The 25,888-nt window shown below is 63.0% G+C and carries 31 protein-coding genes, 1 tRNA gene and 2 pseudogenes; 18 read left to right on the top strand and 16 right to left on the bottom strand.

From position 1 onward, the window contains the following. Nucleotides 1-110 precede the first annotated feature (110 nt). On the bottom strand, nt 111-347 hold the full coding sequence (locus EI983_RS13500) for a hypothetical protein (RefSeq protein WP_157707891.1): 237 nt from the start codon (nt 345-347) through the stop codon (nt 111-113). A 150-nt stretch (nt 348-497) separates the two neighbouring features. Between EI983_RS13500 and EI983_RS13495 the strand changes: the two genes are divergently transcribed. Next, the gene (locus tag EI983_RS13495) at nt 498-1,232 is read left to right on the top strand and encodes a Crp/Fnr family transcriptional regulator (RefSeq protein ID WP_157707890.1); all 735 of its coding nucleotides are present in this window, start codon (nt 498-500) and stop codon (nt 1,230-1,232) included. Between the two features lie 56 nt (nt 1,233-1,288). On the opposite strand, the gene EI983_RS13490 is transcribed toward EI983_RS13495, so the two are convergent. The 3 genes from EI983_RS13490 to EI983_RS13480 form a co-directional block, all read right to left on the bottom strand. After that, the gene (locus EI983_RS13490) at nt 1,289-1,477 is read right to left on the bottom strand and encodes a hypothetical protein (RefSeq protein ID WP_157707889.1); all 189 of its coding nucleotides are present in this window, start codon (nt 1,475-1,477) and stop codon (nt 1,289-1,291) included. Nucleotides 1,478-1,691: 214 nt separating this feature from the next. Further along, nucleotides 1,692-2,105, bottom strand: a complete 414-nt coding sequence (locus tag EI983_RS13485) for a hypothetical protein (RefSeq protein ID WP_246162180.1) — start codon at nt 2,103-2,105, stop codon at nt 1,692-1,694. Beyond that, entirely contained in the window at nt 2,102-2,527 is a 426-nt protein-coding gene (locus tag EI983_RS13480) for a hypothetical protein (RefSeq protein WP_157707888.1), read from the bottom strand. The genes EI983_RS13485 and EI983_RS13480 overlap by 4 nt, the downstream gene beginning before the upstream one ends. 274 nt (nt 2,528-2,801) lie before the next feature. On the opposite strand from EI983_RS13480, the gene EI983_RS13475 reads away from it, so the two are divergent. The 8 genes from EI983_RS13475 (at nt 2,802) to EI983_RS13440 (ending at nt 8,445) form a co-directional block, all read left to right on the top strand. Further along, a complete protein-coding gene (locus EI983_RS13475; protein WP_246162179.1) occupies nt 2,802-3,116 on the top strand; it encodes a hypothetical protein in 315 nt (104 codons plus the stop codon). Then, a complete protein-coding gene (locus EI983_RS13470; RefSeq protein WP_073038017.1) occupies nt 3,113-3,457 on the top strand; it encodes a hypothetical protein in 345 nt (114 codons plus the stop codon). Before EI983_RS13475 ends, EI983_RS13470 begins: the two co-directional genes overlap by 4 nt. Nucleotides 3,458-3,564: 107 nt before the next feature. Then, on the top strand, nt 3,565-4,632 hold the full coding sequence (gene hflK / locus EI983_RS13465) for an FtsH protease activity modulator HflK (protein WP_157707886.1): 1,068 nt from the start codon (nt 3,565-3,567) through the stop codon (nt 4,630-4,632). Beyond that, the gene (hflC, locus tag EI983_RS13460; protein ID WP_157707885.1) at nt 4,629-5,717 is read left to right on the top strand and encodes a protease modulator HflC; all 1,089 of its coding nucleotides are present in this window, start codon (nt 4,629-4,631) and stop codon (nt 5,715-5,717) included. The genes hflK and hflC overlap by 4 nt, the downstream gene beginning before the upstream one ends. A 219-nt stretch (nt 5,718-5,936) precedes the next feature. After that, nucleotides 5,937-6,416: a hypothetical protein gene (locus tag EI983_RS13455; protein ID WP_198389300.1), complete on the top strand. Its 480-nt coding sequence runs from the start codon at nt 5,937-5,939 to the stop codon at nt 6,414-6,416. 367 nt (nt 6,417-6,783) lie between these two features. Next, entirely contained in the window at nt 6,784-7,590 is an 807-nt protein-coding gene (locus EI983_RS13450) for a transglutaminase-like domain-containing protein (protein ID WP_217626486.1), read from the top strand. A 128-nt stretch (nt 7,591-7,718) separates the two neighbouring features. Continuing rightward, entirely contained in the window at nt 7,719-7,856 is a 138-nt protein-coding gene (locus EI983_RS13445) for a hypothetical protein (protein ID WP_198389299.1), read from the top strand. 76 nt (nt 7,857-7,932) lie between these two features. Beyond that, complete coding sequence (locus EI983_RS13440; protein ID WP_157707883.1) at nt 7,933-8,445, top strand: hypothetical protein; 513 nt, start codon at nt 7,933-7,935, stop codon at nt 8,443-8,445. A 50-nt stretch (nt 8,446-8,495) separates the two neighbouring features. Here EI983_RS13440 and EI983_RS13435 read toward each other — a convergent pair. The 4 genes and pseudogenes from EI983_RS13435 to EI983_RS13420 all read right to left on the bottom strand — a co-directional run. Further along, nucleotides 8,496-9,068: pseudogene (locus tag EI983_RS13435) on the bottom strand (tyrosine-type recombinase/integrase); the annotation flags it as partial. A 204-nt stretch (nt 9,069-9,272) separates the two neighbouring features. Continuing rightward, complete coding sequence (locus EI983_RS13430) at nt 9,273-9,620, bottom strand: hypothetical protein (RefSeq protein ID WP_157707882.1); 348 nt, start codon at nt 9,618-9,620, stop codon at nt 9,273-9,275. Nucleotides 9,621-9,702: 82 nt separating this feature from the next. Beyond that, nucleotides 9,703-10,020 carry an HPF/RaiA family ribosome-associated protein gene (locus EI983_RS13425; RefSeq protein ID WP_157707881.1) on the bottom strand — a complete coding sequence of 106 codons (318 nt, stop codon included), beginning with the start codon at nt 10,018-10,020 and terminating at the stop codon, nt 9,703-9,705. 376 nt (nt 10,021-10,396) lie between these two features. Then, nucleotides 10,397-10,470 (bottom strand) — tRNA-Cys (locus EI983_RS13420). Nucleotides 10,471-10,666: 196 nt separating this feature from the next. Between EI983_RS13420 and EI983_RS13415 the strand changes: the two genes are divergently transcribed. From EI983_RS13415 to EI983_RS13405, 3 genes are all read left to right on the top strand, one after another. Next, nucleotides 10,667-11,320 (top strand): protein-L-isoaspartate O-methyltransferase family protein, encoded by a 654-nt coding sequence (locus EI983_RS13415; protein ID WP_157707880.1) that lies wholly within the window; start codon nt 10,667-10,669, stop codon nt 11,318-11,320. 34 nt (nt 11,321-11,354) lie between these two features. Then, nucleotides 11,355-12,764 carry a TolC family outer membrane protein gene (locus tag EI983_RS13410; protein ID WP_157707879.1) on the top strand — a complete coding sequence of 470 codons (1,410 nt, stop codon included), beginning with the start codon at nt 11,355-11,357 and terminating at the stop codon, nt 12,762-12,764. Nucleotides 12,765-12,879: 115 nt separating this feature from the next. After that, nucleotides 12,880-13,830: a hypothetical protein gene (locus EI983_RS13405; RefSeq protein ID WP_157707878.1), complete on the top strand. Its 951-nt coding sequence runs from the start codon at nt 12,880-12,882 to the stop codon at nt 13,828-13,830. Between the two features lie 24 nt (nt 13,831-13,854). Here EI983_RS13405 and EI983_RS13400 read toward each other — a convergent pair whose 3' ends face one another. Beyond that, complete coding sequence (locus EI983_RS13400; RefSeq protein ID WP_157707877.1) at nt 13,855-15,303, bottom strand: cobyric acid synthase; 1,449 nt, start codon at nt 15,301-15,303, stop codon at nt 13,855-13,857. 59 nt (nt 15,304-15,362) lie between these two features. Here EI983_RS13400 and EI983_RS13395 point away from each other — a divergent pair, with 59 nt between their 5' ends. Then, the gene (locus EI983_RS13395) at nt 15,363-15,944 is read left to right on the top strand and encodes a cobalamin biosynthesis protein CobQ (protein ID WP_157707876.1); all 582 of its coding nucleotides are present in this window, start codon (nt 15,363-15,365) and stop codon (nt 15,942-15,944) included. Nucleotides 15,945-16,117: 173 nt separating this feature from the next. Here EI983_RS13395 and EI983_RS13390 read toward each other — a convergent pair whose 3' ends face one another. Together EI983_RS13390 and EI983_RS13385 are read right to left on the bottom strand one after the other, a co-directional pair. Then, a complete protein-coding gene (locus EI983_RS13390) occupies nt 16,118-17,773 on the bottom strand; it encodes a hypothetical protein (RefSeq protein ID WP_157707875.1) in 1,656 nt (551 codons plus the stop codon). 102 nt (nt 17,774-17,875) lie between these two features. Further along, complete coding sequence (locus EI983_RS13385) at nt 17,876-18,196, bottom strand: DUF6280 family protein (protein ID WP_157707874.1); 321 nt, start codon at nt 18,194-18,196, stop codon at nt 17,876-17,878. Nucleotides 18,197-18,413: 217 nt separating this feature from the next. Here EI983_RS13385 and efp point away from each other — a divergent pair, with 217 nt between their 5' ends. Continuing rightward, the gene (gene efp, locus EI983_RS13380; RefSeq protein ID WP_157707873.1) at nt 18,414-18,977 is read left to right on the top strand and encodes an elongation factor P; all 564 of its coding nucleotides are present in this window, start codon (nt 18,414-18,416) and stop codon (nt 18,975-18,977) included. Nucleotides 18,978-18,979: 2 nt separating this feature from the next. On the opposite strand, the pseudogene EI983_RS13375 reads toward efp, so the two are convergent. Beyond that, a pseudogene (locus EI983_RS13375) lies at nt 18,980-19,783 on the bottom strand (fructosamine kinase family protein). Further along, nucleotides 19,780-20,511, bottom strand: a complete 732-nt coding sequence (ygfZ, locus tag EI983_RS13370; protein ID WP_157707872.1) for a CAF17-like 4Fe-4S cluster assembly/insertion protein YgfZ — start codon at nt 20,509-20,511, stop codon at nt 19,780-19,782. Before ygfZ ends, EI983_RS13375 begins: the two are co-directional and overlap by 4 nt. 66 nt (nt 20,512-20,577) lie before the next feature. Here ygfZ and EI983_RS13365 point away from each other — a divergent pair, with 66 nt between their 5' ends. Then, nucleotides 20,578-21,249, top strand: a complete 672-nt coding sequence (locus EI983_RS13365) for a TIGR04283 family arsenosugar biosynthesis glycosyltransferase (protein ID WP_157707871.1) — start codon at nt 20,578-20,580, stop codon at nt 21,247-21,249. Between the two features lie 100 nt (nt 21,250-21,349). On the opposite strand, the gene EI983_RS13360 is transcribed toward EI983_RS13365, so the two are convergent. Next, nucleotides 21,350-22,039, bottom strand: coding sequence for a tyrosine-protein phosphatase (locus tag EI983_RS13360; protein ID WP_157707870.1), 690 nt, complete (start codon nt 22,037-22,039; stop codon nt 21,350-21,352). Nucleotides 22,040-22,159: 120 nt separating this feature from the next. Between EI983_RS13360 and EI983_RS13355 the strand changes: the two genes are divergently transcribed. Then, nucleotides 22,160-23,377 (top strand): pyridoxal-phosphate-dependent aminotransferase family protein, encoded by a 1,218-nt coding sequence (locus EI983_RS13355; protein ID WP_157707869.1) that lies wholly within the window; start codon nt 22,160-22,162, stop codon nt 23,375-23,377. Here EI983_RS13355 and EI983_RS13350 read toward each other — a convergent pair. After that, nucleotides 23,346-23,528 carry a hypothetical protein gene (locus EI983_RS13350; RefSeq protein ID WP_157707868.1) on the bottom strand — a complete coding sequence of 61 codons (183 nt, stop codon included), beginning with the start codon at nt 23,526-23,528 and terminating at the stop codon, nt 23,346-23,348. The two genes, EI983_RS13355 and EI983_RS13350, sit on opposite strands and share 32 nt — an antisense overlap. An 89-nt stretch (nt 23,529-23,617) precedes the next feature. Beyond that, nucleotides 23,618-24,724, bottom strand: a complete 1,107-nt coding sequence (locus EI983_RS13345; protein ID WP_157707867.1) for a pyridoxal phosphate-dependent aminotransferase — start codon at nt 24,722-24,724, stop codon at nt 23,618-23,620. A 101-nt stretch (nt 24,725-24,825) separates the two neighbouring features. Here EI983_RS13345 and EI983_RS13340 point away from each other — a divergent pair, with 101 nt between their 5' ends. Then, nucleotides 24,826-24,990 carry a Tat pathway signal protein gene (locus EI983_RS13340; RefSeq protein WP_157707866.1) on the top strand — a complete coding sequence of 55 codons (165 nt, stop codon included), beginning with the start codon at nt 24,826-24,828 and terminating at the stop codon, nt 24,988-24,990. Nucleotides 24,991-25,047: 57 nt separating this feature from the next. After that, the gene (locus EI983_RS13335) at nt 25,048-25,830 is read left to right on the top strand and encodes a crotonase/enoyl-CoA hydratase family protein (protein WP_157707865.1); all 783 of its coding nucleotides are present in this window, start codon (nt 25,048-25,050) and stop codon (nt 25,828-25,830) included. Nucleotides 25,831-25,888: the final 58 nt, after the last annotated feature.

The following is a 25,888-nucleotide window of genomic DNA, read 5'->3' as shown; positions in this document are numbered from 1 at the left end:
CGTTGGCGAAACGGGCCGGGTCAAATGCTTAGCTGCGTTGCGCGCAAGTCCGCGGTATCCTATTCGGTCTCCACTCCGAGAATTCGGATCGACACCGCCGCCCGAGCGGTTCACGGGCGTCGAACAGAGTTCCCGCCAGCGATGATCGTGTTGATCATTTCGGCGACGGCCCGGTGCCTTTCCATTTCGAGTTCGGTACCGACCGCGTTCTCATGGGTCGCCGCGGCGTCGCGAAGAACCCCCACGATCTCATGCTCCGGCAGCAACCCGCGATCGTTCATGGCAAGCAGGAGCGCCTCGCAGATCGATAGGGCGGCCTGGCCTGCATGTTCGCTTGCGGTGGACATCTGAGTTTCCTTCCTTGGCATCGTGAACCTGAGAGAAGGTGAGACTCAGATGTATCCGTACATCTCGCAGGAATTGCTCTATGCTGGACTGATCCAGAGCAGTGTCCGAGCCGATTTCTGCTCTTGGGTCACGACACGCCGGGAGGCCACATGACATCAGTTGAACACAGCCCCCTGACCCGCAAACTTTCGGCCTTTGTCGCTTTGTCGGAGGTCGAGCTGGCCGTGCTTGAACGACTGCATCAGCGTCGCCGCTCCTTCGTCGCGGGGCGTGATATGGTGCATCAGGGCCAGTCGGCTCAGGCCGCGTATATTCTGTCCGCGGGTTGGGTCTGTTCCTACAAACTGCAGGCCGACGGGACCCGGCAGATCGTGGATTTCCAGGTGCCAGGAGATTTTCTGGGATTGCGCAGCGTCCTGTTGCGCACGTCGGACCACAGCTTCGAACCCATCGTGGACATCGAGGCAGCCGAAGTGCTGACAAGCGACCTGTTGGAAGCGTTCGCCCGGACCCCTCGCTTGGCGACCGCCATACTCTGGGCAGCGTCAAGGGACGAGGCGATGGTCGTGGAGCATCTCGTCGGGATCGGCAGGCGTGATGCTGACGCCCGCATGGCGCATTTCCTGCTGGAGCTGGGATCGCGGCTTGCGCTGGTGGGCATGGGGACTGAGGATGGGTATGATTGCCCGCTGACCCAGTATCACCTGGCAGATGCCTTGGGGCTTAGTGCGATTCACGTGAACCGCGTCCTGCGGCAGCTTCGCGAGAACGGACTGGTGACCTTTCGGGACGGCCGCGTGACGTTTCACGACTATGAGGGGCTGGTGGAACTTGCCGAGTTCGATCCGGCGTATCTGGATCAGAGCGGCCCGCTCCTGAAATGAGAGGGCCGCCCTCCGCAAAGCGAGGGGCGGCCAAGGTTTGCATCAGGTGTCGGATGTCACGAGAGCTTCTCGCTCGCCGCATCGAGTTCCTTGTTGGTCTCGGCGTCGTTCTTCGCCGTGTTCGCCTTCTCGGCTGCCTCGTAGTGCCTGAGCGCCGCGTCCTTCTTCGGACCAGCGGGCGCCTTGTCCCACGCGGCCTTCACGGAGGTCATCTTCTCGGCAGTCTTGTTCTGTTCGGGAGTCATTGGAATTGTCCTTTCCTGAACGTTCCGAGAATAAGAAGCGCGCCGACATGCCGACCCTTTGGGGATCGGCACGCCCACACGCTTCTCGGGTACTCGGAAAAAGATGCGCCACCAAATATTCGGCGGGCACGTCTCATCTAACCGTGCCAGGGCCTCGCCGCACTGACGCAGGTTAGTCCCGGCGCCCGCGGCAGGTCGATTGCCTCTGCGGTTCTTAAATCACCACAGTTTGCTGGTGGGAAATCCTCAGCCAGGTGTCCTCATCGTTGAGGTACGTTGAGGCGCAAAGCGCTTTGTAGATCGGCACGTCGGTTTTTTCAGCCGAGACCCGGTAAGTGAGGATCGCGATGTCACCGCATCGCGTCACGCGCCGTTCGGCCATGACGACGGAACGCCAGCCGGTCCTTTCGCGAAGATGGGGCCAGATCTGGTCGCCCTGGAGGATGCCGGGCGGATAGGGGAAGACCATAACGGCGTTGGTTGCTGTGGTCGCCTGCGCACTGTCGGCGCCACTGGTCCAGAAGTGTTCCTCCATTTCCCAGAGTATGCCCTGTTCGTGTGGAGAAAGCGTACCGGACTTGTGCGCTGCATGTGCCGGTCTCCTCGCGGTCGCGGTTGAGACGGTCATTCGCCTGACCCCGACCCGCCAACCATGAACATCTGAAACAGCACAAAGATGATCGCGAGCACCGCCCAGATCGCGCCGCTTGTTCCCGGGCGGCCATCGGCCACCGTCGAGGCAGCGCGCTGCAGGGCACCTGACGTCCGGCCTTCAGGAAGCAGCTGGCTCAAGTCACGTGCGACCCTGCCATGATCGCTTGCAAGTGAGGGAACATCCTGAAACCGGGCAAGCAGCGTTTCCAACCGCGCGCGCGCGGCGTCGTGTCCCAGCGTGACCAGTTCAGCTGTTTCGTTCCATGGATCGAGACCGAGCCGCGCAAGCGTGGAAAGGACTGTCACGGCATAGCCGTTCCGGTCCTCGCCGACGGACGCATGAAGAAACCGATCGAACTCGGGCGGGTGCGGGTTGAGAACATTGGGGTCGGCCATCGCCAATCCTTTCAAGGGTTGCAGGAACGCAGATCGCCCCTGTTTCCCAAAGGATACGCGCAGGTCGGTCTCGCCGCCCTTACACAGGTCAGTGTGGGCGACTGACCAAAGGACGGGGTCGCAGCCGGTTCGGTGCCCGGGACTAACATGCGTCAGCACCAGTCGGACGATCCCGAGGTACAAGATACTAAATCGTTCGACTGGTCCGTCCCGGACTCCAAGGGGCCGTCAACAGTGGTGAGCGACGGATCTGCCAACATCGCGGAGACCAGAGATGAACATGCGGTCGACCAGATCGACGGTGACGTTTTCAAACCCGTTCACCTTGCCGGGATACCCGGGCGATTTGCCCGCGGGCGACTACGAGGTTCTCGTCGAAGAAGAGCTTCTCCAGGGGCTAAGCTTCGAGGCCTATAGACGGACGGCGACCTACCTGACGGTGCGCGGAAGGGGCGGTCATGCGGGACGTACCGAGTTACGTGCGATTTCCGACAGCGACGTGAAAGAGGCGCTGAGCCGGGATCGGGCCGCGACTGAGAAGAACAATCACGGCGAGGCGGCGCCTTCTCCGCAGGAGGACTTGAAATGAATACTCCCGAATGGCTCAAACCCGGCATCTATGGTGCCGTGATCGGTGCTGTCTTTGTCGGCGTCGTCGGATTTACATGGGGTGGCTGGGTGACCGGCGGCACTTCGAATGACCGGGCGGTGGCGATGTCCCGTAATGATGTCGTCGCCTCAATGGTACCGGTCTGCCTCGACATGGCGCGGTCAGACCCGGCTCGGGTGGACAAGCTTGCAACGATCCGGGCAGCCTCAACCTACCAGAGGCGCGACGCTCTCATGACAGCCGGCTGGGCGACGATGCCAGGAACCGATGCCCCAGACCGAGACATTGCGCAAGCCTGCCTGAAGGAACTGGAACTCTGAGGTCATGCTGTTCAGAGCCGACGATGTGATGGCGCAAAACGGTTCGCACCGTCAAACGCGCGAGCCAGGCATCGCACCGAGTGCCAAAACCGAAATAGGAGCTTGCGATGCCTTCTGATAACAATGGACCGGAAGATCGCGGACCTTGGAAAAACAAGCAGACCCGCGTTCCCCCTGAGGTTGACGCAATTCTCAGGCGGGGTCGGGATCGGCTGCACGGCATCCTGCCGGACGGTCTGCCACCGGTGAAGCGTCTTGCAATCGGGGCCGCCATTGCGCTTGCGGCGTTTGGGGCGTGGTCCTCATATTACACCGTGCCGAGCGACTCCGTCGCGATTGTCCAACGGTTCGGGAAGTACTCGGCCGAGGTCCCTCCGGGGCTGCACTTCAAGATCCCGTTCGGGATCGACGTGACCACGTTGGTCCCGGTCAAGCGCCAGCTGAAACAAGAGTTCGGGTTCACGACTCCGGGTGCCTCCGATCCCTATCAGAGCCCGACGGACGGTCGCCGCGAGACCGAGATGGTGACTGGCGATCTCAACGCCGCGCTCGTGGAGTGGGTGGTGCAGTACCGGATTTCCGAACCCCGGAAGTTCTTGTTTGAAGTGCGCGAGCCAAGCGCGACCCTGCGTTACGTCTCGGAGTCCGTCATGCGCGAAGTTGTGGGAGACCGCACAGTCGACGAGGTGATCACCGTCGGGCGCCAGGAAATCGAAAGCGAAGCCCTGATGAAGATGCAGGCGCTCGCGACCAAATACGCGATGGGCATCAGCATCGATCAGGTACAGCTGAAGAACATCAATCCGCCCCAGCCGGTTCAGGCCTCGTTCAACGAGGTCAACCAGGCACAACAAGAGAAGGAGCGGATCATCAACGAGGCCCGCCGCGAATACAACCGCGTCATACCTCTGGCCGAAGGCGAAAAGGACCAGCGCATCCGCGAAGCCGATGGCTATCGCTTGAGGAGGATCAATGAAGCCGAGGGCGATGCGGCACGCTTCACGGCGCTCCTGACGGAATACCGTCTGGCGCCCGAAGTTACCCGGCGCCGGATCTACATCGAAACCCTGCAGGATGTTCTGCCGGGAATTGGCTCCAAGATCATTGTCGACGGGTCCACGGCAAGCATCCTGCCGCTTTTGAACCTGGATCGACAGACAGGAGAGCAACCATGAAGACCATTTCGACCATTACCGCCGGGATCGCCGTCGCCGGTCTCGCCGCTGCATCATCCGCGATCTACACGGTCGGGGAGGTGGAGCAAGCCATCATCACCCAGTTCGGCAAACCGGTCGGCGCGCCGATCACCGAGGCCGGTCTTAAGATAAAACTCCCCTTCGTTCAGGAGGTTAACCGGATCGACAGCCGGGTTCTGGAGTGGGACGGCTCGCCATCGGACATGCCCACCAAAGACAAGCTCTATATCTCGGTCGATCTCTTCGCGCGCTGGAAGATCACCGATCCTCTGCAGTACTTTCTGCGCCTGCGCGACGAGCGCAGCGCCCAGTCGCGCCTCGATGATATCCTCGGTAGCGAGACGCGGAACGCCGTCGCCAAGCACGAACTCATCGAGATTGTGCGCACGACCAGGGGCCGGACGCCGCTTCGGGACACGCTTCTGACTGATCAGGAGCTTGCGCAGGACATTGGCGCACTGGTTCCCATCACGAAGGGGCGGGCGCTGGTCGAGCAGCAGATCTTCGAGGCGGCGGCGGAGAAGGTGCGCGTCTTCGGGATTGAGCTTCTCGACATTCGTTTCAAGCGCATAAACTACAATGAGAGCGTGCGACCCAAGATCTATGACCGCATGATCTCGGAACGCCGGCAGATCGCCGAAAGATTCCTGTCCGAAGGCAACGGTGAAGCGGCCCGTATTCAAGGCAACAGGGTGCGGGATCTGAACAAGATCCAGTCCGAAGCCTATCGCGCTGTCGAGGAAATCCGCGGTGCCGCCGATGCCGCAGCAGCAGCAATCTATGCGGGCGCCTACAATGTCGATGCCGTTTCGGTCGAATTCTACGATTTCACCCGAACCATGCAGGCCTACGGCGACATGATCTCGGATGACACGACGCTTGTCCTGACGACGGACAGCGATCTGTTCCAGTTCCTGCGCGGCATGCAGGGCGAGGCAGACCCCGTCCGCGATCCGGGCAGCGTCCCGGACGACGGTGGCGTGGCATCAACCGGCAGGGCCCGACCAGCGCAAGACCCCTCGACGCCAATCGTGACACGCACAGATGTCGAGCTGGGGCAATAGTTTCTTGGTCATGGCACGTGGATTGCCCAGGCTTTTTTCCGCTTCCAAGCGAGACACACCCACTTAATTTCCGTGCCCCTAATCTGCGTCAGCACACGATTTGCGCTTGGCTGGTAGGTGTATGGCAAGAGTTGGATCGCGACGAGGCGAAGGACTGCCTGCCTCGCTCGAACACACGACATCCAGCGTCGAACCGCGCAGCGAGGAGGACAATACGCTATGACATCAGTGAAACATCTAACCAGGACGGCAGCAGAGACGACCGATCTTGAACGGCGCGTGTTGGCCCATGAACGGATTCTGCAGGCCCTGATCGCTTACATGGCACGTACCGAGCCGCGTTTCGTCGACCACCTCCGAGAACGGTTCGTGGAACCGATGCGCATGGTGCCGCACGAACACGATTACCGCGAAACCGACGACTACGCGGAAGAATTCATTCGCGCCGTGATGCTTCTCGGAGAGGAGCGCGCGCCCATCGCGAAGGAGTCGAAATTGACCGACAAGAAACCCGTGTCGGCGAAAGGCAGAGGAGAAATGGGGTCTTCCATGAACTGGCCACCGCACCGCGGTGGAGTTCAGGTGCGCGAAAGGAACGGCACCTGGGAGGTGGAGGTCGATGGCAAGTTCCGCGGCGACTACCACCAGAAGGAACATGCTCTTGCCGCTGCGGCCCTGCACAAGTTGTCGCCCCGATGACCGGTCGTACTCATCGGACAGTTCCGCCGGACTTCGCGATCCAGGTGGCCGAGAACGAAGGAATGCCATCCAGATCGAATTCCAGGGGCTCCCCGCCGCCGCCCGCGCCCACGCGACGGCTGACTGGAACGCTCACGCTTGGGCTATCGAAGACTCGCGCTGCAACCGGCGGACTCTGGTCCGCCAAGGAGCAAGCGGCGATGAGACACCCGCTGGCAAGGTTGATCTCGAGGCTGACCATCGTGGCTGGAGTGATAGCGTCCCTGGCCTTCCCCGTCCTTGCGCAGGATGGCACCGGCCCGATGCCTCGGAACGCTCATCCTTGCAAGATACTCATGACATGACCAGGCGCGGCCGTGTGTCTGGCATGCGGGTCAGCATCGGGTGTCGTCTGCGATACAGCTTCCCGCAGCCGACGCCGCTGATTGCGATGCTGAACGTCCACTACTCGCGCTTTGGCGATCTGGAGCGTGCCGATTACCTCGTGACGTCGCCAAGCGTGCCGCTCGAAAGCTACCGCGACGGCTTCGGCAACTGGTGTACGCGCCTCCTGGCTCCGGCGGGCGACTTCGCGCTGTCAACGGATGGCATCTTCCGCGACTATGGCCGACCCGATCCCGCGTCCCCTGGCGCGCAGCAGCACGCGGTCCAGGATCTGCCTTTCGAGACCCTCGTGTTTCTTCGGGGCAGCCGGTATTGCGATACCGATCTTCTTTCGGAGGAGGCGTGGCGTCTTTTCGAGACCACGGACCCGGGATGGTCACGCGTTCAGGCGATCTGCGATTTCGTGCATGGGCATGTCCGCTTCGACTACATGCAGGCGAAAGCGACGCGCACCGCATCGCAGTCAATGGCCGAGCGACAGGGCGTCTGCCGTGATTTTGCTCACCTCGCCATCGCCTTGTGCCGCTGCATGAATATTCCGGCACGCTACTGCACCGGATATCTGAGCGACATCGGTGAACCTCTGCCTCATCCGCCCGGGGACTTTGCGGCGTGGATGGAGGTCTTTCTCGCTGGTGAATGGCACATGTTCGACCCGCGGAACAACAAGCCTAAGTTTGCGAGAATTCTGATCGCGCGGGGCCGCGATGCCGCTGACGTCCCTCTGACCCAGACATTTGGTCAGAACACGCTGACGGAGTTCAAGGTTTGGACTGACGATCTGGTGTGATCTTTGTCTTCTTGGCGGCGCGCCATCGTAAATCGGGTCGCCAGCCCCTATATAGATAGTATCGATGCCAGGCATCCCGGTCCGACATGGACGAGGAGTTGGCGCCGGCCAATCATAGGATCGATGATATGTCCTTCAAGGACCTGACCGCCAGGGCTGCGGCCGCAATGAAGCCGAAGCCCGCGGAGACCGCGAAGACCCCAGCCAAGGAGAACGAGTCGAAGGCCGCCGGCGAGGATGCGCTAGCGAAATCCAAGACATCTTGAGACGTTCACAGGCCACGCGCCCCATTCTTAACTGGGGCGCGGACCACCCGCAGCAACAAGGGAGAGGATCACGCCAATGGAAGAACTGACGAGCAAGACCGTTGCGGTTTTTTCCCGACCGTTCACCGTTCCAGGCTTTGACGAGACGCTCCCGGCGGGAGAGTACGAGATCGAAACGGAGTTGGTTTCACCCCCGGATCAACAGAATCCTGCAGCCTGGAAAGCCTCAGTCCTGGTGAAACTTCATCCCCGGACATCGCATCCGGGGCTTGCGCGGTCTCTGACCCTTTCCCTTGCCGATCTGGACTATGCCCGCGCCAGGGACAAGCTGACGGGCAGAGCGTTGTCCGACTTCTTCCTTGAGGAAATGCTGGCTGATCCGATGGTGCGCCTCGTGATGGAGGCCGACGGGGTCTCTGCAGCACATATGCGACATCTCTATTCGGGGCGCCGGACGCCCCAGTCTGACAGGGATGTCCTGGACCGGAACCCGGCGCGTCTAGGTGCACGTGACATGGCGTCAATCCATGCTGCTGAAAACGAGGGCATGCCTCCACGACCGACAGGGACGTCGGCTACGGGAGAGTGAAGACCACGTGGAAGTACTCAACCGGCAGCAAGTCTTCGGCCCGTGCCCTGATCGGGGCGTGCCTCGCACCAATAGTCGCGCAAAAGGTCGAGCAATCCGGGCGACAGCATCACCTTGCGATCCTTCCGCCCCTTACCTTGCACAACATGGATCAGCATCCGATCACTTTCGATATCGCCGGTGGTGAGATTGCAGACCTCGGAGGCCCGAAGCCCCGCGCCATAGGAAATGCTGAGCGCCGCGCGGTACTTGAGCCCCGGACCGGGGGCGACCGCCAGAAGATCAGAAACTTCCTCGACGCTGAGCACCGCAGGTAGTTTGCGCGGTTCTGTGCGAAACTGCATGTACCGCTTCATCTCATCCCGCCCGCAGGTCATCGAGAAAAAGAAACGCAGAGCGGTGATGCGCCTGTTGTAGACTGAGGGCGTGACCTCGGTGTCAGTCATGTGAAGCTGATACCCGCGAAGCTCCTCCGGCGTCGCCGTGTCGGGCGAGCGCCCCAGAAAACCGGCAAAATCCTTGATCGCCCGGATGTGCGCCTGCTGGGATTTGTTCCCCAGGCCCCGAATACGCATGTCTTCGATCATCCGCTCCCGCAGCGGTGTGGTTCTCTCGCTGACCATGAAATCCTCCTGTCTGTCGATTGAGAAACCTCAATCGTCAAACAAGTCAGCCAGATCACAAAACGCGCGGTCCCTGAAGCATCGTGCAACACTCGCAACAAGCGCCATTGCCGCGGCAGCGGCTTCGTCCTGTGCCCTAATCGGACGTTGACCGTTCGGAACGCCACAGTCGCACAGCAAGCCTGTACAGCGGCCGTGGAACAGTTATGCTATGGGGCTTTGTTGGTGCAAAACTCGAAGCCATTTGCCTTCATCCCGCAGGTAGGTGGAAGTGCAAAGGGCTTCGTAGATCGGTGTGTCCCCGCGTTCTGCTGAGACACGGTAGGCCAAAACGGTAACATTCTTTTCTTGTTTATAGTAGCGCTCCGAAAATACGACGGACCGCCACCTCTGCGCGACTAAGCTCTCGCGCCACACAGTGTCGCCTTGAAGTATTCCCGGCGGATAAGGGAGAACAAATACGGCGCCCTTTGTCGTCATCTTCCGCGCATTGTCAGCGCCTTCCGTCCAAAACCGCTCTTCAAGTGCCCAAAGCTTGTCTTCGTCTGTCATAATCTAACTCCATCATTGTCAGATGCCTTATTGCCCGAGGGTGTAGATCGATCGGTGAAATGAAAGATTGATGCCGAATATGTTAGCGACGGTCCGTTAGTTTCCCGAGAGTGCTTTCTAGTGCGCTTTTCATCTTGCCGGCTGCGCCCCTCGTTGCCTGTTCTAAACTCGAGGCCGAATCCGTGACGGCCATAGGCTGCTGGCCTTTGAGCCGTGCTTCCAGAACACATTTTATATCATCTGGGCCGGACTTGTCGGCGTTGGCATCACTGAGATGGACCTCGATTCTGGTTATATGTTCTGCAAGGTAGGCCAGGTCGTTCTGTACCAATCCCGTAATTTGGGCCGTGATGGCTTCACTCCCCTTGATGCTGTTATCTGTACTGACTTCGATATGCATTTTGGCGTCCTTCGAAAAATCCCAAAAAAAGAAAGGGATAACGTTGTGGAGCTTACAACTCTATCACGACAGGCAGCGCCGTGCATTGCTTTGAATCAAATGTCGGGCCAATGGAGCTTCCCTGATGGCAGGTTTGTCCTGCACCGGACATTCGTTTGTTTCTCGATCAACGGCAGGGATGCTGAGATATTGCTTAAGAAGTCTGTGTGTTGGTCCTTTGTTTGCCCGTCAAGAGAAGGCAATAGCCTCGATTTTTCACACATGCGCTTTCGTTGCGAGTTAGAGCGGCAGGGGCGGCTCGGCGCTATAATTTCAAATATCCGTGTTTGAAATTCACGTATAGCTACAAGAATTCGGCTAAGTGATTGTTTTTAAATGGAGGCGAGTACCGGAATCGAACCGGTGTACACGGATTTGCAATCCGCTGCGTCACCACTCCGCCAACTCGCCTCGTCTCAAAGTGGTCGGCTCGGAGTATCTGATCGCTGCGCCCCTTGCAAGACCCTGCGTGCCCCCGAACGTGCCGCGCGTCCGGCGGGTCAGGACGCGACACCATGGACAGGTTTTGAGCCGCCTCGGCCATTGTCGCCTCGGCGGTTCTGTGTCAAAACAGAGCACAAGGATTCTGAACACAAGAGTTTAGCCCATGACCGACTACGCTGCCCGCCGCACCATGATGGTGGATACGCAAATCCGCCCCTCCGATGTGACCAAGTTCCCGATCATCGATGCGATGCTCTCGGTGCCGCGAGAGGCGTTCGTGCCGCGCCAGGCCCGCGAGGCGGCCTATATGGGCGAAAACCTCGATCTCGGGGGCGGGCGCGTCATGCTGGAGCCGCGGACGCTTGCGAAAATGCTCGACGCTCTGGATATCCGCGGCGATGAGCTGGTGCTCGATATCGGCGCGGGGCTGGGCTATTCCACCGCCGTCATGGCGCGCATGGCCGAGCTTGTCGTCGCCGTCGAGCCCGACGAAGACGCCGCGCAGGAAGCCCAGACACTGCTTCTGGATCAGGGCGCTGACAACGCGGTGGTCCATCACGGGCCCCTCAGCGAGGGCGCGGCAGAGCACGGACCTTATGACGTGATCATCCTGCAGGGCGCTGTCGAGCATCTGCCCGACGCGATCACCGATCAGCTCAAGGAGGGCGGGCGCATCTGCTGCCTGTTCCAGGAAGGGGCGCTGGGGGTCGTGCGTGTGGGCTACAAGATCGATGGCGACGTCAGCTGGCGCTTTGCCTTCAACGCCGGTGCACCGGTGCTTCCGGGGTTTGAAAAGCACGCCGCGTTCACGCTTTGATGGCGCGCGGCGGCGATTTGTAAAGGGTCTGCTGATGCTCAAACAGTTTCGCGCCGTCGCACTGGCTCTGGTGACCCTGGGCCTTGTGAGCGTCTCCACCCCGCACAGCGCCCGTGCCGAAACCCTCGCCGATGCCCTGGCGAGCGCGTATAACCACAGCGGCCTTCTGGATCAGAACCGCGCTCTGTTGCGCGCCGCGGACGAGGATGTGGCGATCGCCGTGTCGCGGCTGCGCCCGATCCTGAACTGGTCGGCGGACCTCACCCGCACCTTTGGCCGCGTGAGCAACAATTCCATCACCGTGGGCACCCGGGCAACGGATGTGAACCTTGGCATCACGGCAAGTCTGCTGCTCTATGATTTCGGTCGGACCCAGTTTCAGATCGACGCCGCCAAGGAAAACGTGCTGGCCACGCGCAACGCGCTGATCTCGGTTGAACAACAGGTGCTCTTGCGGGCGGTGCAGGCCTATATGAACGTGCGCCGCAATGCCCGTTTCGTGACCCTGCGCGAAAACAACCTGCGCCTGATCCGTCAGGAACTGCGTGCCGCCCGCGACCGGTTCGAGGTGGGCGAGGTGACGCGTACCGATGTCGCCCTGGCCGAGGCGCGGCTGGCTCAGGCCAAATCCGGGCTGGCGCTGGCGCAAGGGGATTATCTGCAGGCTGTCGAGGAATTTCGTGCCGCCGTGGGCCGCAAGCCGGGCAATCTGCGCCCGCCCAGCAGCGCGCCGCGCCTGTCGGGCAATGTTGACGCCGCCAAGGCCGTGGCGGTGCGCAAGCACCCGGAAATGAGCCGCGCCCAGCATGACATTGCCGCGGCCGAGCTGAACATCATGGCGGCCGACGCGGCGATGAAGCCGACGCTCAGCCTGCAGGGGCGGCTCGGGGCCAGCCAGGAAGTGTTCGACAACGAGTATAACCGCACCGGCAGCCTGGGCGTTCAGGTCACCGGCCCGATTTACCAGGGCGGGGCGCTTTCGGCCACCAAGCGCAAGGCGATGGCACAGCGCGACGCGCTCCGGGCCAACCTGCATGTGGTGCGCCATCAGGTCGTTCAGAATGTCGGCGTGGCCTATGCCCAGCTTGCCGCCGCGCGGGCAGGTGTCATCGCCAGCCAGCAGCAAGTGCGCGCCGCGCGCGTCGCCTTCAACGGGGTCCGCGAAGAGGCCAAGCTTGGCGCGCGCACCACGCTCGATGTGCTCGATGCCGAACAGGACCTGCTCGATGCCGAGGCCAATCTGATCTCGGCCGAGGCGGATGTGTTCATCGCCTCCTATGCGGTGCTCTCCTCGATGGGCGAGCTGACGGCAAAGGACCTGCGGCTCAACGTCCAGACCTATGATCCGGCGGCCTATTACAACCTCGTAAAAGAGGCGCCCGTGGAAAAAAGCAAGCAGGGCAAGCAGTTGGACAAAGTTCTCAAGGCGCTCGGCAAGGAGTGAGCGGCGCGCGTGCCGGTCGTGAATGCCCCGGAATTACGCTTAAAACACCGCCTAACCCATTGTGCGCCTTCGCCCCCTTGGATACACTACGAGCCAGGCAGGAATGGGTAGCAGTATGTCAGATCCCGTGACGAATGTGGAAATCGAGGACGTACTTTCGTCCATCCGTCGGCTCGTGTCGGCGGATGACCGTGCGCAAAAGGACGCGCCGCAAGAGGCGGCCGATGACGGCGATGCCCCTGCATCGGAAGACAAGACACCCCCCGCCGACGCGCTCGTTCTGACGCCCGCATTGCGCGTGTCTGCAACCAAGAGCGCCTCTGCCGAAGAGGCCGGGCAGGCGGACGAGGCGGCCGCGGCGCAGCCGGAAAACCATGCCGAGGCCGAGCCAGAGGCCGACACCTGGCAAGACGACACTCCGGAACAGGCAGAAGACGGCAGTGACGCGCTTGAAGGCACCGCCGAGCCCGATGACGGCAGCCCGCAGCCGGATGAATGGTCCGATGACGAGGACACCGGAGCGGCCCCAGAGCCCGAGCCCGAGGAAGAGACCGCGGCAGACGCGCCGCAGGACCACGATGATCACTGGCAGGATGACGAGCGCCGGGAAAACGCCGTCGACGCCCTGTCGGAACGCGCCGCCGGCTTTGAAGAGGCCGTGGCCGCCCGCGAGGATGACTGGGAACCCGATGGTGACGCGCCCGGCGATGACAACGCCGCCGAGCCGACTCAGCCCTTCACCTGGCAGGACGAGATCGAGGATGCCGAGATCGTGTCGCCCAACGAGGGTCTTGAACCCTATGTGGCCGAAGAGGATGATTTCGCCCCCGAAGCCCTGGCTCCGGACCCCGGTCCGGAACCGGCCAAGGACAACGCCTTTGCCGGGGCAGAGGATCCGCTGGGCGATGACGAGGCGGTTCTGGATGAGGAAGCGCTGCGCGATCTGGTGACCGAGATTGTCCGTCAGGAATTGCAGGGCTCTCTGGGCGAGCGGATCACCCGCAATGTCCGCAAGCTGGTGCGCCGCGAGATCCATCGCGCCCTGGCCACGAAAGAGCTTGAATAAGACGCCCCGCCGGGCCGCGCCCTTCTAGACCTCTGCGCTGAGCGCAAGCAGCCTGTCGAGGTCCATGTGCCGTTCCAGATGGTCGGCCAGGGCATCCAGCGTCTCTTCGACCGCCTGTTCATACCCGATCACCGCCTGCCCGCCGAGCCGTTGCAGATAGGCCTGCCGGAAGCCATCGGCGCTGAACAGCCCGTGCAGATAACAGCCCAGCACCCGCCCGTCGGCACGCGCGGCCCCGTGCGGTGCGCCCCCCACCTCCAGCCAGGCGCGGGCGCAATCGGCCCCGTCCGTCTCTCCGATATGGATCTCATAGCCAGAAACGGCATCCCCCGACGGCAGATAGCGGGCCTCTGACAGGGTCAGCCGCTTTGCCGGGCGCATCACCGTGCGCACCTCCAGCAGGCCCAGACCCGGCACCGTTTGGGCGGGCCCTTCGATCCCCTCGGGGTCCGCCACCTCCTGTCCAAGCATCTGATAGCCGCCGCAAATGCCCAAGATATGCCCGCCGCGCCGCAGATGCGCCGTCAGGTCCACATCCCAGCCCTGCGCCCGGAAAAACGCCAGATCGGCAATCGTCGATTTGCTGCCGGGGATCAGCACCAGATCGGCATCACCGGGCAGGGCGCGCCCGGGCGGAACGATCTCGACCGTCACGCCGGGCTCGGCGCTCAGCGGGTCCAGATCGTCGAAATTGGCGATCCGGCTGAGTTGCGGCACCGCCACCTTGACACCCGCGCCCGGCGACGAAGCGATATCAAGAACGTCCTCGGCAGGCAGTCGCCAGGCCTGATCAAACCACGGCACGACCCCCAGCGAAGGCCAGCCCGTGCGTGCCTCGATATCCTTCAGGCCACCGTCAAACAGCCGCACGTCGCCCCGGAACTTGTTGATGGCAAAGGCTTTGATCCGCGCGGCATCCTCGCCCGACAGCACGGCTTGCGTGCCCACAAGCTGCGCAATCACGCCGCCCCGGTCGATATCGCCAACCAGCACCACAGGCACGCCCGCCGCCTCGGCAAAGCCCATATTGGCAATATCGCCCGTCCGCAGATTGGTTTCGGCCGGGCTGCCTGCGCCTTCGACGAGGATCAGGTCAGCCCCCGCCTTGAGCCGCCCGAAGCTTTCCAGTACCGCGCGCAAAAGCTCGGGTTTGGCCTGCCCGAAGGCCCGCGCCTCAAGGCTTGCGCGGCGCTGGCCCTGCACGATCACCTGCGCGCCGGTCTCGGTCTCGGGCTTCAGCAAGACGGGGTTCATATCCGTATGCGGGGCGCGCCCCGCGGCGCGGGCCTGCAACGCCTGCGCGCGCCCGATCTCGCCGCCATCCGAAGTCACGGCGGCATTGTTCGACATGTTCTGCGGCTTGAACGGCGCCACGTTCAGCCCGCGCCGCGTATAAGCCCGCGCCAGCCCCGCCACGAGCATGGATTTCCCCACATTCGAGCCCGCGCCCTGAATCATGATGGACCGTGGCATCGCTTGCCCCCATTATCGCCTTGCGCCGTGATAGGCCGCGTATTGGCGCAAGGAAAGACATGAATACACCCGCCCACCTGATCTTTGCCGCCGCGGCCTTTGCCCGGCCGTATCAGCGCCGCACGACGCTGGCGGCGCTGGGCGGGGCGCTGGCCCCGGACCTGTCGCTCTATGTGATGACCGCCGTGTCCATCTATGTGCTGGGCATCAGCCCGCATGTGGTGTTCAACCAGCTTTATTTCTCCGATGCCTGGCAGGCGGTGTTTGCCGTCGATAACTCCTTTATCGTCTGGGGCGCGGGCTTTGCCCTGGCCTGGTGGATGGGCGCGCGGACCGCGATGATCTTCGCGGCCTCCGGGCTGTTGCATCTGGCATTTGATTTTCCGCTGCATCACGACGACGGCCGCCCGCATTTCTGGCCTCTGTCCGATTGGGTCTTTCAAAGCCCGATCAGCTATTGGGACACCGCGCATCACGCGGGCATTGTCGGCCCGGTGGAAACGGGCCTGTCCCTGCTTTTTTGCCTGATCCTGATGCGCCGGTTCGAAAGCCTGCGTTCTCGGCTGCTGATCGCTTGTCTCGCGCTGGTGCAACTGGCCCCCGCGCTGTTCTGGGTTCTGGTGTTTGTCGATCCGGCCTGAGCGAAACACCCAAGGCCGGTTACGGCCCATAGCCAGCCCCCTACCTGGGCTGGCTATATGGTGACGCTGGGCGCATCGCTCATTCTGCACGCGGATTTGGCGGGGATAAAGCGCCGCAGAATACCTGTTCCAATCGCCAACCCGGGGGCTGCCGATGGGCCTGACGTGGTGCCCTACATCGCCGCCTGCGCACAGAAACAGGGCGCGCGCGCGGCCTTGTCGGCGCGGGCATTGGCCAGATCGAGCCGCTGTTTGATCTGCACGATCTCACGGTCTTCGCCGCGCGCCGTCAGGCAATCATACAATCCCTTCAGCGCCCACACATTATCGGGATGCACCGTCGCCCGGCTCAGCTGTCCGCCCAGGCCCAGGTCCTCGCGAAACACCGCTTCGGCCTCGTCCACATGGCCCTGCTCAAAAAGCAGCGCGCCAAGCGCATGCCGCGCCGGCTGCATCCAGCCCCAGGGCTCGTCATAGGGCAGCGTGTCCTCCGCATGCGCGGCACGGCGCAGCGCGGCAAAGGCGGCGTCATAGGCGCCCCGGCGATAGGCGATCTCGCCCTCCAGCATCTCGGCGGCGACCTTCATGAGGTCCACCACTATGTTGTTATGCACCCGCCGCGTCTCGGGGATGCGCGCCACGGCGGCGTGAAACAGCGCCTGCTCCGCCTCCGCCTCGGCCACATTCCCCAACGCCGCATGCGCCACCCCCCGCGCATAATGCACATTGGCCACAAGCGAGCAGTAAAGCTCGGGGTCTTCGGGCAGGGGCAGGCGCGTGGCCTCCTCCCACCGGCCGAACCGCACCAGGATATGCGGCTCGAAGCTCAGATAGGCTTCGGTGAAATCGGCCATGGGCGGGCTTTCCATCCTCAGAAGGGCCTCCGGCACCGTTTCGCGCATGATCTGCACGGCGCGCAGGGCCGGGGCAATCTGACCCAGAAACATTGCGCCATAGATGATGAAATGCAGATTGTGCAGCCGGTACCCGGTATAGATGTTAAAGGCCCCTTCGCGCGCATAGAATTCCATATCGGCGCGCACCGCCGCCTCATTCCACTGCACCACATTGCTGTAATGCCCGCAGAGCACATCGATATGCGTGGGCATATGGATCAGGTGCCCCGCATCCGGCACCAGCTCGCGTAGCGCATCGCCCGCCTTCAGTGCCTTTTCCGGGGTGGGCGACATTTCCATCAGATGCACATAAAGATGCGTGATCCCCGGATGATGCATCGCGCGCGCATCATCCTCCAGCGCCGCCTCCAGAACCCTCTGGCATTCCTCGGTGCTGGCCCCGTCGGCGGGCCGCGCCTCGGCCAGGTTCCACATTTGCCAGGGCGTCAGGTTCAGCAACGCCTCTGCGAACACGCAGCGGATATCGAGGTGATCGGGATGGGCGTGAAAAACCGCGCGCATCGCATCGGCGAAGGCATCGTTCCACGGCTTCATCTCGTCGATATCCTCGGGCACCTCGCGCTGCGGATACCGCGCCTGCAACGCCTCGATCAGCGCGCGCTCGGGCGGCGTCACATCGGGCAGGGCGAGTGCTGCCTGCGTCGCGTCATAGGCCCGTTCCAGGGCCGCCGCACGGCCCGGATCATCGAAATGGTGCCACTCCATGTTGTAATTCGGGCCCACCGCATAGGCGATGCCCCATTGCGCCATGGCACAGCCCGGGTCGTGCCGTGCCGCCCGTTCAAAACATTTGACGGCCTCGTCGTGGTTGTAGCCAAAGGTCCAGTTCAGGCCACGATCAAACCAGCGCTGCGCTTTCTTCGACGTGGTGGTGACAGGGCAGGAATACCTGCCTAGATCGTAATAAGCCATTGCGCTTCCCCATCCTGCCTACAGGGTAAAGCGAAGTCCGGAAAAGAAAAAGCCCCGCCATCACTGGCAGGGCTTTCCCTTTGGAGGTTGGTTCTGGAGTGCTCAGGCGGCTTCGGCCTGGGCAGCGGCATTGCGGCGCTCGCTCTCTTCACGCGACAGCGCGACAGAGGTCCGCACCCCTTTGCCGACGAATTCCATAAGACCCGACACGACGCGTTCGTTCGGGTCGATCCCGGCACAGCTCAGCACTTCGCGGCCATCACGAGACCGCGCCCAGCGAGCGATCTGCTCGGGACCATTGCCATATTTCTTGTCATCGGAAATGGCATCATCCAGTGCAGCCAGTACAACAGCTGCGAAAAGTTTACGCGCACGATTGCCTTGCTCTGCATTGAAGGCGGTGCCGTCAACGAAATCTTTCATGTTTCGTCCTTGTTTTTATTGCTCTTGCGTTTTTGGCGTAGCGTGGGTTATGGCGATTTTTGATCGATTCGGATAGGCCTAAAATGCATAACTCCTATGCATTCTATGCATATCTTTTGCAAATGCAGCACGATATTTCGCCATCTTGCCCCCTCCGCTGACCCCAGATATAGGGTCAGTCAATCTTTGATCAACCTTTTGACATGGTTTTGCCACAATGCCGAAAATCAACGGAAACGAGATTCGCCCCGGAAACGTACTCGAGCACAATGACGGCCTGTGGGCTGCCGTGAAGGTCGAGCACGTCAAACCCGGCAAGGGCGGGGCCTTTGCCCAGGTCGAACTGCGCAACCTGCGCAACGGCTCCAAGCTGAACGAGCGCTTCCGCTCCGCCGACAAGGTCGAGCGTGTGCGGCTTGAGCAGAAGGATCAGCAGTTCCTTTATGAAAGCGACGGGATGCTCGTCTTCATGGATGCGGAAACCTACGAACAGATTGAATTGCCAGCGGAAATCCTGGGCGAGCGTCGCCCGTTTCTGCAGGATGGCATGACGATTCAGGTGGAGTTCTACGAGTCGGAGGCGCTTAATGCGACGCTGCCGCAGAAGGTCACCTGCACCGTGGTCGAGACCGAGCCGGTCGTCAAAGGCCAGACCGCGGCCAACTCCTTCAAACCCGCCATTCTCGACAATGGCGTGAAGGTGATGGTGCCGCCCTTCGTCGGCCCCGATGAGGCGATCGTGGTCAACACCGAGACGATGGAATATTCTGAACGCGCCTGAATTCAGGCGCCTGCGCGGGTCAGCAGCCCCTCAACCAAGGGCCGGTAACCTGCGCCGAACAGCCGCAGATGCACCAGCGCCGGCCAGAGCTGATAAAGCGGTCGGCGTGTTTCCGCGCCCGGCTCCGGCGCGCCATAACGTCGCGTAAAATCTGGGGCGGGGCGGCCAAAAAAGTCCAGCATCGCCAGATCGACCTCCGCATGGCCGTAGTAACAGGCCGGGTCGATCATCCGGGCCTGCCCGCCGCATGCAAGCAGATTTCCTTGTCACAGGTCCCCATGCAGGAGCGATGCCGGGGGTGCTTCGGGCAGCAATTCGGGCAACCGCACGGCCAGCGCCTCCACCCGCCGGGCCAGGTCAGAAGGCAGTGCATCGGGGGCGGCCATCAACCGGCGCTCGGCCCAGAATGCGGGCCAGGTGGGGCAGGGGGCGTTTGGAATGGCCACCGCCCCGAACGCATAGTCCTCGGGCCAGCCATAATACGGCCCCGTCACCGCATGCATCGCGCTGAGCTGCGCGCCCAGGTCGCCCCATATGTCCGGTGTGAGCCGTCCCTCCGACAAGTCTTCCATCAGCATCAGATCGCCATGGGCGCCGATCACATCCGGCACCGGCGCGCCTGCCTCCGCCATCGCCTCAAGCATCCGCGCCTCACGCGTCACCATCGGCCCGCGCTTGGCCACGATGGTTGCGTGATCGGGCGCGAGGGTCAGCCGGAACACCTCCGACAGATCGCCGCCATGCAAACGCTCCTTGTAAAGCAGGGCCTGCCCGGTCAGGGCCGTCACCGCCGCCTCAAGGCTCATGGGGTGTAGCTGATCCTGGCCTCGCCCGCCTGCATCTCCGGCCCGGTGCGGTCGAACCGCAGATAGGCAATCGCCTGGCCATTCGCCTGGGTGTAAACTGTGCCGACGGGCTTGCCGTTTGCGGTGATCTCGCTGCCCAGGGCGGCCGAACCGTCGATCCCGACGGTCACAAGCCCCTTGCGCAGCTCGGTCTTGTGCTTCATCCGCGCGGCAATCTCCTGGCCGACATAGCAGCCCTTGCGAAAATCCACGCCGTTCAGCCGCTCGAATCCGGCTTCCAGAATGTATGTGTCAGGGGTCAGCTCTATGCCTGTCTCGGGGATGCAATGGGCCACGCGGATCGCATCCCAATCGGTGCCGTCATCGCCGCCCTCGCCGCCGTAAAGCCGCCAGCCCAACGCGGCATGGCGCGGATCCGCCAGCGCCCCGTCCGGCGCCACGCCAACCCCTCGCCGGACCTTGCGGCCCGTCTCGGAAATCTGCACATCGGCGCGCAGCTTATACATGTTCAGCCGCTGAGCGAGCGTTGGCGCCAGCGCGGCGTCGACATCGAGCAGGATGCCGTCACCCTCCCGGCAGAGCAGGAAATCGGCCACGTACTTGCCCTGCGGCGTCAATAGCGCGGCATAGACAAGCCCCTGATCCAGCCTGGCAATGTCATTGGTGATCAGCCCCTGGAGGAAATGCTCGGCATCCGCGCCGCTGATCTTCAGAATGCTGCGTGTCATCGGCTCTCCCCTTCCGTCTTGTCGCGTAATATAAGCGCTCAGACGACAGGGAACAGGGGCAATGACATGCGCGCACGGCTTTCGGTGGTGATCCCCACGCTGAACGCGGGCGACAGCCTGCCCGCCTGCCTGACGCGGCTCATGCCCGGGGTGGAGGCCGCGCTGATCCGCGAGCTGATCCTCACCGATGGCGGCTCGACCGATACCACCCTTGCCATCGCTGAAGAGGCCGGGGCGCAGCTTGTCACCGGGCCTGCCTCGCGCGGCGGCCAGCTTCGGCGCGGAGTGGCGCAGGCGACGGGCGAATGGCTGCTGATCCTGCATGCCGACAGCCTCTTGCCCGACGACTGGCCCGCGCTGGTCGAGGCGCAGATGGCGCGCCATCGCCCCGCCCATTTCCGCCTGCGCTTCGATGCGCGTGGGCTGGCGCCCACACTTGTCGCCACCTGGGCCAATCTGCGGGCGCGCAGTTTGCGGCTGCCCTATGGCGATCAGGGCCTGTTGATTTCGCGCGCCGACTATGACGCGGTGGGGGGCTATCGCGACATCCCGCTGATGGAAGACGTGGCCATGGCCCGCGCCCTTGGCCGCCGCCTCGATGTCTTGCCCGGCCGCATCACCACCAGTGCCGCCAAGTATCGGCGTGATGGATGGCTCCGCCGCGGCGCGCGCAATCTCACACTTCTGATCCGCTATCTTCTGGGGGCGAGCCCCGAACAGCTGGCCCGAAAATACTGAGGGTTGGAATATGAGTATTTAAGGAACAATGAAACAGGCCCGCCCTTTCATTGTTCTCGAAATACTCCCGCCGGAGGCAGAATACTCTTCCGGCGCGGCCTCAGAACCAGGGTTTGCGTTCGACTTCAAACGCGTCCTGCATCTGTTGCTGGTCATATTCCGTCGCCACCCAGTCTTCAAAGCTGATCGGGCTCTCGGCATTGCGCGCCTCATAGCGGTCCAGGATGAAGCCCAGAATGCCGGTGCGCGAGAAACTCATATGCAGGTATTTCAGACCGAGCTGCTTGCGGGCCTCGCTGAGGGGGCGGCCCTCGATCACATGCAGGTAAAGCACCGAGGCGAACCCGGCCCGGTCGGCCCCGGATTTGCAATGCATCACGAACGGCTTCTCGATCTCGCGGAAGGCGCGGATCACCGCCAGGATATCCTCGCGCGGGGCCGCGAAGCGGGCGTGCAGCGTGCAGTTGACCAGGGTCAGCCCCAGCTCGCGACAGCTTTCCTCTTCCACCAGGTAATGCGCCGCCCCCGCAGCGCCCCGCAGGTTCAGGACCGACCGGATACCCATCGCCTTGAGTTTGACAAACCGCGCATGCGTCGGCTGGTTGGAGCGATAGACCCCCGGCGCCACCGGCCAGAAATTGGTCCAGAATTTGCGCAGCACCGCGTGGTCGAACCACAGGTTATAGATATGCGCGCGGCGGCGGTTCTCGGGGGTGGAGAGGTCGGTGTTGTAATAGGCGCGGGTCTCCCGCTCCCAGTCACCGATCCGCTTGATAAGGCCTTTGACCACCCTTGCCGCTCCTTTGTGTCGTCAGCCGCCCCCATGTAGGGGCAGGGGGGGCGGCTGGCAAGGCGATTGACGACGCGGATGCGCCGCGTAATGTGCGCCACGACGTTGAGGAGCCAAGCCATGCCCCATATCCCCGGACCTGCCTATCGCGCCATTCCCGGACCCTCGGTGATGCCCGAGGAAGTGCTGCGCGCCATGCACCGGCCCGCGCCCAACATCTATGGCGGCGATCTGGAGGTGCTGACGGCGGGGCTGATCCCCGATCTCAGGCGCGTCGCGCGCACCGATGGGGCGGCCACGATCTATATCGGCAATGGCCATGCCGCGTGGGAGGCCGCGCTGGCCAACACGATCGCACCGGGTGAGGCGGTGCTGGTGCCCTGTACAGGCCGGTTCGGGCATGGCTGGGCTGAGATGGCCGAGGCGCTGGGTGCCGAGCCGCAAATCCTCGATTTCGGCAAACAGGCGCCGGTGGATATGGACCGGCTGGACGCGGCCCTGCGCGCCGACAAGACGCACAGGATCAAGGCCGTGCTCGCCACCCATGTGGACACCTCCACCTCGGTGCTCAATGACATCGCTGCCATGCGCGCCGTGCTTGATGACACAGGCCACCCGGCGCTGCTGATGGCCGATTGCATCGCCTCGCTCGCCTGTGACCGGTTCGAGATGGACGCCTGGGGCGTCGATGTCATGGTCGCAGCCAGCCAGAAGGGGCTGATGGTCCCGCCCGGCCTTGCCTTTGTCTTTTTCAACGCCCGCGCCGCCGAGAAACGCAAGCACATGCCCCGGGTCAGCCGCTATTGGGATTGGACCCCTCGCGCCGATCCCGAGCTGTTCTACCAGTATTTCTGCGGCACCGCCCCCACCCATCATCTCTTTGGCCTGCGCGCCGCGCTCGATATGATCCATGCCGAGGGGATGGAGGCGATCTGGACCCGCCACGAAACGCTCGCGCACGCGATCTGGGCCGCTGCTGACGCCTGGCAGGAAGGCGGCGCGTTGCGGCTTAATCTGGCCAATCCGGCGCATCGCAGCCATGCGGTCACCTCGCTCAGCCTGCCGGCGCCCAAGGGGACCGAACTGCGCCACTGGGTCGAGGCCGAACTGGGCGTCACACTGGGCATCGGGCTGGGCATGGCCGAACCGGGCAGCTATGCCGCAGACGGGTTTTTCCGTTTCGGGCATATGGGCCATGTCAACGGGCATATGATCATGGGGCTGCTGGGCGCGGTCGAGGCCGGGCTGACCGCCCTTGATGTGCCGCATGGGCGCGGCGCGCTTGAGGCGGCGGCGGCAGTTCTGGCTACCGGCGGCGGCGCGCCCCGATCCGGCTGATCACCTTGTCGAGCACATAGCCCAGCACAAGGATCGCAGGCAGGCCGATCCAGGCCCAGATCACCATGAAGATCCACAGCATGTTCACCAGCCCCATCACCAATGCGGCGTTGGTGTAATCGGGGGCCGGGCTGATGGGTCGCTGTCTCATGAGACAGAGCTTACCGCAGAAAATGCATCTGTCAGGTTAATTCTTTGTGTGGTGCTTGTTTCAGTGGGGCTCCGCCGCTGCTTCGGGTCTCAGCGCCTTGCCTCGGCCAGCGCTTCGGGCAGGGCCGCCGCAAAGGCCGCCATATCCTCTGCCCGGCCGCAACTGACCCGGATACAGCGGTCCTGCGGGGCCACAAAGGGCATGCGCACAAAGACCCCGCGCCCCACCAGCCCGGCCAGCACCGCACGGGCAAAATCGCCATCGCGCCCGCAATCCACCGCCACGAAATTGGTGGCCGAGGGCAGGGCGCTCAGCCCGTTTTCCGCCGCGATCCGGGTGATCTCCCCGCGTGAGGCCACCACCTCGTCACGCACATGCGCCAGCCACGCCTGATCCTGCAAAGCGGCCAGCGCGCCGATCTGCGCCACCCGGTTCATCCCGAAATGGTTGCGGATCTTGTGAAAGGCGGTGATCAGGGGCTCTGCGCCAAAAGCATAACCCACGCGCGCCCCCGCCATGCCATAGCCCTTGGAAAAGGTGCGCATACGGATGACCCTTGGGTCGTGCACGTCAATGCGAGGAACAGCCTCCTCCGGGGCAAACTCCGCGTAAGCCTCGTCAAGCAGCAGAAGACAGCCCTCGGGCAGGTCGGTCAGCGCCGCCTCGATCTCGGCCCCCGTGGTCCAGCTTCCCATCGGATTGTCTGGATTGGCGAAATAGATCAGCTTGGCATCCACGTCGCGCGCCTTGGCGATCAGCGCAGGCAGGTCTTCGCAATCTTGCGCATAAGGCACCTTGTGCAACACCCCGCCAAAGCCGGCCACATGATAGTTGAACGTCGGATAGGCCCCGTCCGAGGTCACCACCGTATCGCCCGCGCCGACCAGCAGCCGCACGAGATAGCCCAGAAGCCCGTCAATGCCTTCGCCCACCATGATGCAGGGCATTGGCACGTCCAGATGTGCCGCCAGGGCGGTGCGCAGATCATGGCTCGTCGGGTCGCCATACATCCAGATCTCCCCCGTCGCCGCCTGCATCGCGGCAATCGCACCGGGCGAAGGGCCAAAGACGCTTTCGTTTGCACCCAGCCGCGCGGCAAAGGCCGCGCCACGGTTGCGCTCCTGCTCTTCGGGGCCGACAAAAGGCACGGTTGCGGGCAGCGATTGGGCAAGCGGGGTGAGGCGAGGTCCTGTCATGCGGGGCAGAGTGGGGCATCCTTCGGTGGCGCGCAAGCCCTTGAAACGCGCCGGTTCGCGCCTTAGGTGAGAATCGTTCGCAACAAGTAAGGGGCCGTGTCATGCCCAACCTCTCGCGCCGCGGCTTCATCGCCGCCGCCCTTGCCGCCGGAACGGTGCGCAGCCTGCCCACCATTGCCGCCAAGGCGGGCGGTCGGCGGATCCTCACGCTGGTCTATGACAAATCGCTCGGGATGATGCGCGCGGTCGAACGCATCGTGCCCTGACGTCGCACTGGTGCTGCGGCCCGCTTTGCGGTTTCATGACCGCAAAGGAGACCCGCCATGGCCCGCGTCACGACCGAAATCAAAGATCACATCGCCCATGTCACCCTGACACGGGGGGATAAAATGAACGCCGTTGACCCGGACATGGCCGAGGCCATCGTCGCTGCCGGGCAGGCGCTGAGCGACGCGGATATCCGCGCCGTCGTACTTTCTGGCGAGGGCAAGAGCTTCTGCGCCGGGCTTGATGTGATGAGCTTTGCCCAACTCGCCGCGCAAGACCCCGAAGGCGTGGTCATGCCGCGCACCCACGGCAACACCAACCTCTTTCAGGAGGTGGCGATGGTCTGGCACCGCTTGCCGGTGCCGGTGATCGCGGCATTGCATGGCGCAGTGTTCGGGGCGGGATTTCAACTCGCTCTCGGGGCGGATATTCGCTTGGCCGCCCCCGACGCGAAGCTTGCGGTGATGGAGATGAAATGGGGTCTCATCCCCGATATGGGCGGCATGGTGCTTCTGCCCCGGCTGGCGCGCTCCGATGTGATCCGGCAGATGACCTACAGCGCCGAGCCGATCGGGGCCGCACAGGCCGAGCGCTGGGGGCTGGTGACCGAGCTTGCCGAGGACCCGCAGGCGCGCGCGGTGGCGCTGGCCACGATGATCGCGGGCAAAAGCCCCTCGGCCATCCGCGCGGCCAAGCGCCTGATCGGCCTGGCCGAAAGCGGGGTGGGGGAGGACGCGGTGCTGCTGGCCGAAAGCCGTGAACAGGCCGACCTCATCGGCAAGCCGCACCAGATGGAAGTGATTGCCGCCAACATGGCGAAACGCGCGCCAAACTTCTGAGCCGGGCCGCTCATCCGCCCTTGCAGGCGGCTTCGCGAGGCGGGCACGTCAGGGCCCG

It is taken from the genome of Roseovarius faecimaris (assembly GCF_009762325.1).
GTDB lineage: Bacteria > Pseudomonadota > Alphaproteobacteria > Rhodobacterales > Rhodobacteraceae > Roseovarius > Roseovarius faecimaris.
Note: the sequence above shows the minus strand (reverse complement) of the source record. Positions and strands in the feature narration are given on the sequence as shown.